We start from the raw sequence: 1,971 nt of genomic DNA, 5'->3' as shown, positions 1-1,971 counted from the left end.
TGAAGGGCAAAAAAAGCGGGTTTTCCATATTCGAACCGCATTATAAACCACTATAAATCATACGGTTACGTATTTTTCAGGGGCGACTAAATACCATGATTAAGAACGAGGAGCTGTGGCGTGAGAAAACAGCTTAAAACTATTGACTAAGCACCACAGTCACTTGTTACATGCTCATTCCTCATGATATTCCCATCTGAGAAAATTCATAACTATCGCGTAAATATTGAAAATAAAAGATTTTAGAAGTAGCAGTAAATAAACAAAGCTACTCCCAACAATTAAATAAGAAACTTTTATGATTGATGATTTAACACAGGAAGAATTCGGAAATAGAGAAACCATATTAGCCACCAATCCATCTGGCTGCCCCATAAGGACGATAAACAAATAGACCAAAGAAACAGAAATGTATGCTATGAAAACTTTCATAAATGCGAAAAAATTGTATTTTAGTGTTCGAAGCCCTGTTTCTTTGTTCGTATGTTCCATCATAGCAAGCATCATTTTTGGCTTGGACAATGTTGCAAATATTGTGAATCCGGCAATCAGGAACCCAAGAGTAGTGATGCCAAAATTGAAGCCCATTTCGGCCCATTTTCTAACTTCCTTTAGAAGCAAGACATCATTATCCACCAATACAAATGCATTTACTCCTAGGCACAACATCGTGGTCAAGACCGCAAAGACCTGTAACTTACTTGGCAATATTCTTCGCGACTGCTTATACACATCCCAGAGAGACTTTTCACTAGTTAGTTCAGAGTCGTCAAATGAATATCTCATTATTTAATGCCACTAAAGATGTTAGTAATTTTAACCATTACATCATTTGCTAATTTTGGTAGCTTAATTACGTTTTCTGTTACAAGATGCTGAAATTGAGCATACTTTTCACGTGCAGCCCTCTCTGCATTCTTGGATAACTCTTCTAATTCAACAGTCAGGCTAAAATCATCATTGCTACCCCGTATAGTATCCCCTTGTTCATCGTACCCTTTGAAATTTACTTCTGAATTTCCTAATCCTGAAGCAGAGTTGGCTTGCTCGTACACCTTATCACCGTCGAGTCCTTCCTTCGAATTTGAAAACTCAACCTTTGCAGTTTTGCTATTCATTTCTTCCCGTCTACGGCCAAAATCAGACCAAAAATCGTCGTTATCTATTTCCTCCTTGTTCGTAGGTAAGAGTTTTATTGTGACTTTATCTATATGCTTTAACCTTCCAACGAAGTCTTTTAAAGATTCCTTGTCTGAAAGTGGGGTAATACGAAGCGACGGATATGGATATTCCTCTACCAAAGATCTTTTGGTAACTCTATCTAATTCAGGATTTTGATCTCGCAGTGACTTCGCAGATTCATATTCTTTTTCGATAAATTGTTTGTGTTGCTCTTTCAAGCAATACTGACTGGTGCTCTGAAAATTTTGAATGGTTGGCGCACCCGGCACCTCCTTACACAAAATTAATCTGTGGGTATTCAGTATTAGAAGGAAAGTAGAGCTAGGGGCTGTTTCTAGCTCGCTTTTATCTTCTATAATCCCACCATCAGTTCTGAATATTTGGTCTCTTTTAAGCTTTGTATTCTTAACTAGTCGACCTGAGATACCCAATACAGGTTGCTCTGGATTGTCATCTAAAACAATAAGTTTTGTGTCCAGAAAAAAATATTCACCCTTGCCTTTCAATTTTCGAATATATTTCATCTCAAAAAATGAAGGCATCACTACCTGATCGAATAGATCAAGAAGCACCTTGCTTTCACCAAAGTTAAGCGTGTAATTACCGAATTCTAATTTTTTAACAAAATCCACGATTTCTCCTTGGCATGTAACGCTTCAAGCAGAGGCGCCAGCTTCGCTGGCGTCCTACTGGCTTGACTTGTATGGTTAATCCTGTTGTTTTAAGGGTAAATTAGAGGCCCACCCTCAACGGCCATTGAGGGCTTTCATGCAGCAGCTCGGTGCATTG

General features: G+C 38.3%; 2 protein-coding genes. Both read right to left on the bottom strand.

The features are described from left to right. Nucleotides 1-174: 174 nt before the first annotated feature. Nucleotides 175-786, bottom strand: a complete 612-nt coding sequence (locus ACXAF9_RS18105) for a hypothetical protein (protein ID WP_475076805.1) — start codon at nt 784-786, stop codon at nt 175-177. Continuing rightward, nucleotides 786-1,814, bottom strand: a complete 1,029-nt coding sequence (locus ACXAF9_RS18100) for a hypothetical protein (protein ID WP_475076802.1) — start codon at nt 1,812-1,814, stop codon at nt 786-788. Before ACXAF9_RS18100 ends, ACXAF9_RS18105 begins: the two co-directional genes overlap by 1 nt. Between the last annotated feature and the right edge of the window lie 157 nt (nt 1,815-1,971).

The sequence above is a fragment of the Neptunomonas sp. ABH4_499 genome, from assembly GCF_056160565.1.
The sequence above is the reverse complement of the archived record's forward strand: the minus strand, read 5'-3'. Positions and strand labels throughout refer to the sequence as shown.

What these genes read in the sequence shown, in the direction of transcription:
- ACXAF9_RS18105 (WP_475076805.1), bottom strand. Translation starts at nt 786, where the DNA reads ATGAGATATTCATTTGACGACTCTGAACTAACTAGTGAAAAGTCTCTC.